Below are 7,947 nucleotides of genomic sequence, written 5' to 3'. Positions count from 1 at the left end.
GTGCTGCTGTGGATGGAGCGGTCGAAGGCCAAATAGGCCGCGGCAATTCGATGTCCCGGCCAGCGGTCCTCGGAAGGCATTCATGTGACCCACGTTGTTAATCTTGCGAAATGGACGATGGCGGCAAGCAGGTGAAGCCGGCACTGGCCGCCACCAGTTGGGCGCTGCTGGGCATGATGTCCTACGAAGAGGAAGTCTCCGGCTACGACCTCAAGAAATGGATCGACTGGAGCGTCGACCTGTACTACTGGAGCCCGTCGTACAGCCAGATCTACACCGAGCTGAAGAAGCTCGAGGGCCTGGGGCTGGTTACGTCGCGCGTCGAGCACGACGAGGGCACCCGTACCCGCCGGCTGTACAAAATCACCCTGGCGGGAATGAACGCCGTCACCGAGTGGACGAATCGCGCACCGGTGGATCCGCCGGTGCTCAAGCACAGCGTGCTGCTGCGAGTCACCTTCGGCCACCTCAGCAACCCGGCCCGACTCAAGGAACTGCTGCAGGAGCACATCGCGTACGCGGAAGCCCGGCACCAGAAAGCGGTCGAGGACGCCGAGGGCGCCGAGGCGGAACCGGCGTGGGCGTATTCGGTGATCGCGCTGCGCTGGGCGGCCAAGTACTACGCCGCGGAACGTGAGTTCGCGCTGGAACTCATGAAAGACATCGACGAGGCCGACACCATCATCCAAAAGGCGGCCAAGAGCGGTTTCGGTAAACCACGGCCCACGCCCGGCTACTGGCGTGAAATCGAGAAGCAGGTCGAGGCCAAGCGCGCAGCTGACTAGCCGGTGCCCGCCGCGTCGAGGGCCGCGATGTAGCCGTAGACGAGTCCCTGCGCGATTGTCGCGCCCGCCCCCGGGTACGTTGTGCCAAACGCGTTGGCGGCGGTATTGCCGATCGCGTACAACCCGGCGATTACGCTCCCGTCCTCGCGCAGCACCCGCGCCCGTTCGTCTGCCTTCAGGCCTCCGCAGGTGCCCAGATCGCTGAGTACCAGTTTCACGGCGTAGAACGGGCCCTTGACCAGCGGACGCAGGTTGGGGTTCGGGGTGATCGTGGGGTCGCCGTAGTAGCGGTCGTAGGCGCTGCGCCCCCGACCGAAATCGGGATCCTGTCCGGCGCAGGCGCTTTCGTTGAAGCGGGCCATCGTCTGGACGAACTCCGGCACGGGAACACCGATGCGTCCGGCCAGTCCGGCGAGGCTGTCGGCCCGAGCGGCGATGCCCGCGTCGTACCACGCCTGCGGAAGCGGCATCCGCGGAAACAGTTCCGCGCCAAACACATAACTGTTGCGGTACTGCTGATCGAAGATGATCCACATCGCTTCGATCGGGCTGCCCGACCGCTCCAGTTCGAGCAACTGCTGGCCGAACGACATGTAGTCGGTCGACTCGTTGCAGAACCGGTGGCCGTGTTGATCCACGATCAGGCAACCGGGAAGTGACCGCTCGGCGAGCATCACTACGGGCGCATGGCCTGGTAGCGGCGCGACGGCCGGGAACCACCACGCCTGATCCATCAAATCGATGTCCGCGCCGAGTTCTTGCGCCGCGCGGATGCCGTCACCGGTGTTGGATTCGGCGCCCAGACTAAAGTTGTCCCCCAGCGATTCCGATTGGAATTTCCACCGCATGTCCATGCTGTGGTCGAAACCCCCGGTGGCCAACACAACCCCGCGCCGCGCCGTGATTGTCACCTCGCGGCCGTGGTGGTTCACGACCGCGCCGCTCACGCGGCCACCGTCGCTATCAAGGCGCAGCAGAGTGGTGTCGGTCCACACCGGGATGCCGGCGCGCAGCACGCCTGCGAACAGCCCGGCCGTCAGGCCCTGCCCGCCCGCCGCATAGCGCCGGCCCAGCAGACGGCCGCCCACGCCCTGTGCCACCCGCTTGGCGAACGTGGGAATGCCCTTATGGGGCACCCGAACCACGAGGTTCATCCAGCGGTAGTCGGCACCGGTCGTCGGGATCGAGACGCCCGCCTCCAGCACGCCCGGCCTGAGTCGGGTGCGGTACTCACCGAGAATCGACGTGTCCAGTGGCCGGCACTCGCAGGTGCGTCCGGCCGCGCTGCCGCCGGGCTCCTCGGGGTGGTAGTCGGAATAGTCGCGGGCCCAGAACAGCCGCAGCGGCGTCGTGCGGCGCAACATTTCGACTGTCGCCGACAGATGCGTGACAAAGCCGACGGAACGCTGGTGGGGTGCCGAGCCGGCGACTACCGCCTCCAGGTAGGTCGTGGCGCGCTCGGCGGTGTCGTTGGCGCCTGCATCGGCCAGCACCGGTCCGGCCGGCAGCCACAAGGCGCCCCCGGACCGGGCGGTCGAGCCGCCCACGTAGGACGACTTCTCGACGATGAGCACGGACAATCCCAACTCATGCGCCGCCAGCGCAGCCGCCATGCCGGTGCCCGAGCCGACTACCAGCAGGTCCACCGTGGTATCGGCCACCGGAAGTCCGACGGGAATGGTCGTGCTGTGCTGAGTCACGCTGAGAACGGTATGCCGCGTCGACGCTGCGGCGGAAGAGCCCTCCTGATGAGTGGAACAAGCCGCCCCCGCGGCTCCGCTCGCGGGTTGAAATATCGCATATGACATCGCAGCGCGACGCCGGCCAAGTTCGGCTCATCGAAGCGCAGGCCACACCGACGCGGTTTGCCCGCGGCTGGCACTGCCTGGGCCTGTTACGTGAGTTCGGTGACGGCAAACCGCACGCGGTCAACGCCTTCGGCCAGAAACTTGTCGTGTTCCGCGGCGCGGACGGCAACATCAACGTCCTTGACGGCTACTGCCGGCACATGGGCGGTGACCTCTCCCAGGGCCAGGTCAAGGGCAGCGAGATCGCGTGTCCGTTCCATGACTGGCGCTGGGGCGGCGACGGGCGATGCAAGCAAGTCCCGTACAGCAGGCGCACCCCGCGGCTGGCCCGCACGCAGGCCTGGAACACGCTGGAGCAAGACGGCATGTTGTTCGTGTGGAACGACCCGGAAGACAACCCGCCCCCACCCGAGGTCAGCATCCCGCGTATCGACGGTGCCTCCAGCGACGATTGGACCGACTGGCACTGGTATACGACCGTCGTGAACACCAACTGCCGCGAAATCATCGACAACGTCGTGGATATGGCGCACTTCTTCTACATCCACGGGTCGTTGCCCACGCATTTCAAGAACATCTTCGAAGGACACGTGGCGACGCAGTACATGAACAGCGCGGGCCGTCCCGACCTCGGCGGCACCGAAGGTGCGCAGATGCTCGGCACTACCTCGGTGGCGTCCTACTGGGGCCCGTCCTTCATGGTCGACGACCTGACCTACCACTACCCGGACGCCGACCACCACACGGTGCTCATCAATTGCCACTACCCGATCGATGCGAATTCCTTTGTGCTGCAATACGGCATCATCGTCAAGAAATCCGAAGCGCTGCCCGACGATCTCGCGATGCAGACCGCGATCAGTCTCGGCGACTTCGTGAAGCTGGGCTTCGAGCAGGATGTGCAGATCTGGCGCCACAAGGCGCGTATCGATAACCCGCTCCTGGTCGAGGAGGACGGTCCGGTGTATCAGCTGCGTCGTTGGTACCAACAGTTTTATGTCGATGTCGCCGACGTGCAGCCAGACATGGTGGAACGCTTCGAGTTCGAGCTGGACACCACGCGGCCCTACGAGGCGTGGATGCAACAGGTCGAGGCGAACATGGCCGCCCAGCCATGATGGCGCGTGATTCACCGATCAGGGAAGACAACCGCCTGGACGATGTGCCGATGATTCCGGTGCCGTGCCGGACCTGCGGTGCGCAAGTGCTGGCGAGAAAGAGCAGCTGGAACCAGACCAGCGTGCAGTGGACCGCCGACGCGACCTCCCGGTGTGCCGAACGCCATGACGCGGAGCAGATCTCGGTACCGGGTAGCCGGGGGATCTTCCTCGCCTGCTCGGCGCTGAGCGAGTCGATAGCCGACGCGGTGCGGTGCGGGTCGTTGCCGATCGTCGACGAAACGGTGTGCGCCACGCCGTAATTGGGGGAACTATCCCTTTTCAAGCGTGAACTGGCACAGATCGGTATAGCAGTCGCGGAACAACTCGGCGCAGCCCGTCAGGTACCGCATGTACCGCTCGTAGACCTCCTCGGATTGGATCGCGATCGCCTCGCTCTTGTGCGCCTCCAGCGCCGCCGCCCACAGGTCGAGCGTCCGCTTGTAATGCGGCCGCAGCCGATGGATCCGGCTGACGCTGAACCCAACCGCCGTCGAATTCTCCTCGACCATTTCCACCGTCGGCAGCCGGCCGCCGGGGAAGATCTCTTCCAGAAGGAATTTCACGAAACGGATATGCCACATCGTCAACGGCAGGTTCCGCTCCCGGATCTGCTCGCGGCTTAATACCACGATCGTGTGGAGGAGCATCGTTCCGTCGGCCGGCAACAGGTTATGGGCCCACTTGAAGAAGGGGGCGTGGCGGTCGTAGCCGAAATGCTCGAGCGGGCCGATCGCGACGATCCGGTCCACCGGCTCGTGAAACTCCTCCCAGCCTTTGAGCAGCACCCGCTTGGAACGGGGGCTGTGCGACGCCGCAAACAGCTTTTCGACGTAGGCCACCTGGTTTCTGCTCAGCGTCAGGCCGACGACGTTGACGTCGTACTTCTCCAGCGCACGGACCATCGCCGAACCCCAACCGCAGCCCACATCGAGGAGCGTCATGCCCGGCTGCAGGCCGAGTTTGCCCAGCGCCAGGTCGATCTTGGCCATCTGGGCCTCTTCCAGCGTCATGTCGTCGCGCTCGAAGTAGGCGCAGGTGTACGTCCGTGTCGGGTCTAAGAACAGCGCGAAGAAGTCATCGGACAGGTCGTAATGGGCCTGCACGTCCTCGAAGTGGGGCCGCAGGCTCTGAGCGCTTTCTGGCATGCGTCCTCTCGCAACGGCTCGGGCAGGAACTCCCTGCAGGCTTCACGCCTGGCGCGGGTTCCCCCCGCGACTAATCCGCACCATCCGGTGGGGACGCTACACGCATTCGGCGCCGCAACGAGGTAGCGAAACTACGCGATTTGTCAGGCGTGTGCGCCGCCGTCGATCCGTATTTCGGTGCCGGTGATGAACGCGCCGTCGTCAGAGGCGACCATGGCGATCACCGAAGCCACGGCGCTCGGGTCACCCAGGACGGCATTGTCTTTCCCGTGCAGCAGCGGTGTCTGTTTGGCCCAGAGACCGAGGTCGTAGCCGTCGGGCATCTTGTCCAGGGTGCTGAGCGCGAGGGACGTGGAGACCCCGCCGGGCTGGATGTTGACCGCGCGCAGCCCCTGCTTGGAGTATTCGAGCGCCAGCGAGTGCGTAAACGACAACACTCCGCCCTTACTGGCGGCATACGCCGCCATGTAGGGATGCGCGAACGACGCTGCGGTGGAGGTGAAGTTGACCACCACGCCCCGCCCGGAGGACAGCAGCGCCGGAAGCGCCTGCCGGGTCATCAGGAAGGTGCCCGTCAGGTTGACCGCGAGGGTGGCGTTCCAGTCGGCCAGCGTGTGCTCGTGGGTGTTGGCGCAGCGCTGGATTGCCGCCGCATTCACCAGCACTTCCAGCCCGCCGAGCTCGGACAGCGCCGCATCCACGGCGGCCGTTACGGTGCCCTCGTCGGAAATGTCAAGGACGGCGGTGGTCAGTCGCTTACCGCTGCCGGCGTCGTCGGCGGCGGCCGCGGTGCGTGCCAGCCCGTCGGCCGAGACGTCGTAGGCCACGACCGTGGCGCCCTCATCGAGCAACCTCGCCACGGTGGCCTGGCCGATGCCGGATCCGGCACCGGTGACGATGACGCGTCGGTCCGCGAAACGCTCCATTACGCAAGCCCTTTCGGTTATGCCAGCTGGAACGCGCTGATCGGTGCTTCTTCGGGATATACGGATGGGCCGCCCAGATCGTAGGCGGCGTTGAGCGCGCTGATGAACGCCGGATCGTGCAGCGGTTCGCCGGGGACGTCGAGCTTGATGCCCTTGGTTTTGAGATCGTCGACCATCATGTCGATGGCCCGCTCGACCGAAAGATCGTCGGAGCCTTCCATATTCTTCTTCAGCTCGTCGTAATCGGCGAACACTTCGGCCGACCAGTGCACCAGGAAGCGCAGTTCGTCGGTGTGGTGGCGGGCGATCACATCGTCACCGTTCTTCAGCAACCAGTAGTCGCGGTGGCTCGGGTCGCCGGTGAACACGGTGTCGAAGGCCAGGCCGGGCGGAATCTGTTGATCCAGTCGCCCGTTCGCCTCGCCGCGGTGCACCATCATCTCGTTCTGCACCACGACGCCGCGGTTGTTGATTGGCGGCAGCACACGCTGGGGCAGCCGCAGCGGCCCGTCGGGCCAGTAGGTGAAGCCGCTGCCGGCATCCAGCGAGAACCAGGTGATGACTTGCGCCATCTTGATCAGGTAATCGCGGAACAGACCTGACTTGCCCATGACACTGCACAGCCACGTGGGTGCGTTCTCGTACCGCACACCGCGGAAGCTCGGTGAATCCAGGTGCCCCGGATCGCGATTGGCGCACGGCCCGTTGATGTTGAACAGCATCATCTGGGGTTTTGCGTACTCGGCACTCCAGTAGGACTTGGCCAACTCAAGGAACCGCGCGTTGTAGAAGCAGTCGTGCAGTTGCGGGTAGAGCACGGCGCCGTAGTTGGCCAGGTAACCGCGAAAGGTTGGCGTCAGGAACAAATCCAGCGACGGGGTGAATCCTTCCGGAAACATACCGCTCATCGTCGCCATCAGCTCGTCGGCCGACGCGAAGTGTTGGGCGATGATCAGCTTCCACGGACCCTCGGTGCGCACGACGTCAAGTAGGCGTTCGTGTTGGTCGTCCGTGTAGACGTTGTCGATCTCGCGGGGTGGTGCCGCGGGTCGCAGTACGTCGGAAAGCTCCATCCGCCGCTCATCGGTGAGCATGAGCCGCCTCCTTTGCAGTTCTGAATCGATCGATTGTGGGCAGCGCCGGCGCGATTCGGGCGATCACTGTCCGGTCATCGGGACGGCAAAAGGAACGGGATGGCTGAACTTGGCCCGCAGCAGCGCACCGATCTCGGCGATGGCCAGCCGGCCGCGCGCGGTCGCCTCGGAGCGCATCAAGAAGCCGTGGTACATCCCCGGATAGCGTGCGCTGACGATTTGCACGCCGGCATCCCGTAACCGGTCCGCGTACCGCTCACCCCAATCCCGGATGGGATCGCAGCCGCCGGTCACCACGATCGCCGGCGGAAGTCCGGACAGATCCGCGGCGTAGGCCGGCACCAGATAGCGGTCGGTGGGCGGACCCGCATCACCGTCGACGAGCGCGTGCATGTAGTCGATGTCGTCGCGAGTGAGCATCGGCGCATCCGCCTGCGCGGCAAGGGAAGGGACGGACATGTCGCGATCAAGCCCGGGATACAGCAGCACCTGTGCGTAGAGCGCGGGTCCGCCGCGGTCCCGGGCGGCCAGCGCGACCGCGGCCGCGAGCGAGCCGCCGGCGCTGTCGCCGACCACCGCAATCCGCTGGGCATCGACTCCCAGGTCCGCTGCCCTTCGCGAGACCCATTCGGTCGCGGCGTAGGCGTCGTCGAACTGGGCGGGCGGCGGTGATTCCGGTGCGAGCCGGTAATCCACCGAGACGACGGTGGCGGCCGCCGCCGATGCCAATTCACGTGCCAACGGCTCGAACGAGTGGTTGGAGCCCATCACCAACCCGCCGCCGTGGAAGTAGACGAGCGCCGGTTGCGCGGGATCATCGGTGGGCCGGTATATGCGTGCCGGGATCGCTCCGGCCGGTCCGGGGATGGAGGCCTCGGTGACGCGGGCCATTTCGGGCATCGCCTCGGGCGGGGGAGTGGATTCCAGCCCGGCGCGCACCGCCGCCAAGCCGCGTCGCCGCATGGGCGGGATCTCACCGAGGGATGCGACGCGCGCGGCAGCATCGGGATCCAGTGCGGGCGTCACCAT

The 7,947-nt window shown here is 65.6% G+C and carries 8 protein-coding genes; 3 read left to right on the top strand and 5 right to left on the bottom strand.

Annotated elements, in window-relative coordinates; all coding sequences use genetic code 11:
- Positions 1-110 precede the first annotated feature (110 nt).
- Positions 111-785, top strand: coding sequence for a PadR family transcriptional regulator (locus A5655_RS13160; RefSeq protein ID WP_067010662.1), 675 nt, complete (start codon positions 111-113; stop codon positions 783-785).
- Here the strand turns inward: A5655_RS13160 and A5655_RS13155 are convergent.
- Positions 782-2,485 carry a 3-ketosteroid-delta-1-dehydrogenase gene (locus A5655_RS13155; protein WP_197508683.1) on the bottom strand — a complete coding sequence of 568 codons (1,704 nt, stop codon included), beginning with the start codon at positions 2,483-2,485 and terminating at the stop codon, positions 782-784. The genes A5655_RS13160 and A5655_RS13155 overlap by 4 nt on opposite strands.
- A gap of 101 nt (positions 2,486-2,586) precedes the next feature.
- Here A5655_RS13155 and A5655_RS13150 point away from each other — a divergent pair, with 101 nt between their 5' ends.
- Positions 2,587-3,711 (top strand): Rieske 2Fe-2S domain-containing protein, encoded by a 1,125-nt coding sequence (locus tag A5655_RS13150; protein ID WP_067010660.1) that lies wholly within the window; start codon positions 2,587-2,589, stop codon positions 3,709-3,711.
- A gap of 50 nt (positions 3,712-3,761) precedes the next feature.
- Entirely contained in the window at positions 3,762-4,013 is a 252-nt protein-coding gene (locus tag A5655_RS13145; RefSeq protein ID WP_231999153.1) for a ferredoxin, read from the top strand.
- Between the two features lie 9 nt (positions 4,014-4,022).
- On the opposite strand, the gene A5655_RS13140 is transcribed toward A5655_RS13145, so the two are convergent.
- The 4 genes from A5655_RS13140 to A5655_RS13125 form a co-directional block, all read right to left on the bottom strand.
- Positions 4,023-4,898, bottom strand: a complete 876-nt coding sequence (locus A5655_RS13140; protein ID WP_067010655.1) for a cyclopropane mycolic acid synthase family methyltransferase — start codon at positions 4,896-4,898, stop codon at positions 4,023-4,025.
- A 143-nt stretch (positions 4,899-5,041) separates the two neighbouring features.
- Positions 5,042-5,824: an SDR family NAD(P)-dependent oxidoreductase gene (locus tag A5655_RS13135; protein WP_067010653.1), complete on the bottom strand. Its 783-nt coding sequence runs from the start codon at positions 5,822-5,824 to the stop codon at positions 5,042-5,044.
- 17 nt (positions 5,825-5,841) lie between these two features.
- Entirely contained in the window at positions 5,842-6,918 is a 1,077-nt protein-coding gene (locus tag A5655_RS13130) for a hypothetical protein (RefSeq protein ID WP_067010651.1), read from the bottom strand.
- Positions 6,919-6,981: 63 nt separating this feature from the next.
- Positions 6,982-7,947, bottom strand: a complete 966-nt coding sequence (locus tag A5655_RS13125; protein WP_067010649.1) for an alpha/beta hydrolase — start codon at positions 7,945-7,947, stop codon at positions 6,982-6,984.

Source organism: Mycobacterium sp. 1081908.1 (assembly GCF_001673535.1).
Lineage (GTDB): Bacteria > Actinomycetota > Actinomycetes > Mycobacteriales > Mycobacteriaceae > Mycobacterium.
Note: the sequence above shows the minus strand (reverse complement) of the source record. Positions and strands in the feature narration are given on the sequence as shown.

What these genes read in the sequence shown, in the direction of transcription:
- A5655_RS13160 (WP_067010662.1), top strand. Translation starts at nt 111, where the DNA reads ATGGACGATGGCGGCAAGCAGGTGAAGCCGGCACTGGCCGCCACCAGT.
- A5655_RS13150 (WP_067010660.1), top strand. Translation starts at nt 2,587, where the DNA reads ATGACATCGCAGCGCGACGCCGGCCAAGTTCGGCTCATCGAAGCGCAG.
- A5655_RS13145 (WP_231999153.1), top strand. Translation starts at nt 3,762, where the DNA reads ATGATTCCGGTGCCGTGCCGGACCTGCGGTGCGCAAGTGCTGGCGAGA.
- A5655_RS13140 (WP_067010655.1), bottom strand. Translation starts at nt 4,898, where the DNA reads ATGCCAGAAAGCGCTCAGAGCCTGCGGCCCCACTTCGAGGACGTGCAG.
- A5655_RS13135 (WP_067010653.1), bottom strand. Translation starts at nt 5,824, where the DNA reads ATGGAGCGTTTCGCGGACCGACGCGTCATCGTCACCGGTGCCGGATCC.
- A5655_RS13130 (WP_067010651.1), bottom strand. Translation starts at nt 6,918, where the DNA reads ATGCTCACCGATGAGCGGCGGATGGAGCTTTCCGACGTACTGCGACCC.
- A5655_RS13125 (WP_067010649.1), bottom strand. Translation starts at nt 7,947, where the DNA reads ATGGTGACGCCCGCACTGGATCCCGATGCTGCCGCGCGCGTCGCATCC.